The organism is Enterococcus sp. VV15, from assembly GCF_005236045.1.
Lineage (GTDB): Bacteria > Bacillota > Bacilli > Lactobacillales > Enterococcaceae > Enterococcus_B > Enterococcus_B durans.
The window spans coordinates 1-848 of the sequence record NZ_QPTY01000106.1; the positions used below are offsets into that span (position 1 = coordinate 1).

The window sequence follows — 848 nt, forward strand, 5'->3', positions numbered from 1 at the left end:
ACTGTCACACTCTGTTTCAGTCCTTGATAGCCTTCTGGCGTGTATGTTTCTGTCAAGGTATACGTACCTGGCTGTAGATTTTCAAATAGGAAGGTGTCTGTTGCCTGCCCCTCTTTTGGCAATTCGATATCCACACCATTTCCTTGTAAACGAAATTTTGCCCCAGGTAATGCTTTTCCATTGTCTTCTTTTTTGTGAACGGTCAAGTCAAAGGGTTTTAAGTGATTTTCATGTGTTAATGTCCACTGATCTGCTGTTTCAACATTGTTTCCGTCATAGTGGATCTCCCCATATTTATCGATCGTAAACATATAGTTACCAGGAATCGTATCATAGCCTTCTGGTCCTTTGGTTTCTACGATTCGATATTCTCCAGGTTCGTTCACTTCGAGCAAAGCGAACCCATCCGTATCCGTTTCTTTTGTTTCTTTTGTTTGATAGTCCCCTGAAGCTGATTTTTTCTGTAAATCAAAAATTGCCTTTGCTAGATTGACTTGTTTTCCTTCTTGGGTCGTATACTTGCGAATGCCTATCGGGATCTTTTTGAACTGGTTCGTGACCGTAAGTGTAATCGTATCGTCTTTGATCGACGTGTCTTTATCATCAATGGTTACTTTCCCTTCATCCGATACCTTGATCGTCCAAATCTGTTTCTGAGACAACTCATGACCTTTTGGGGCTTTTACTTCGGTCAAAGTATAGGTTTCCCCTTTGTCTAACCGTGCGTTGTCTGGTAAAGAATAAGTGCCATCATGGTTATCTTTCAGTGTTACATCAAGTGTCCCACCCTTTAATTGGAAAATAGCCCCTTCTAGAGGTTGTTCACCTGAAGAAGATTGTTTGATCAC

1 protein-coding gene is annotated in these 848 nt (G+C 41.0%); it reads right to left on the reverse strand.

Features of this window, described 5'->3' with window-relative positions:
* Positions 1–848: MSCRAMM family protein (locus DVW83_RS14790; protein ID WP_238699449.1), on the reverse strand; the 848-nt coding region annotated here is incomplete at both ends.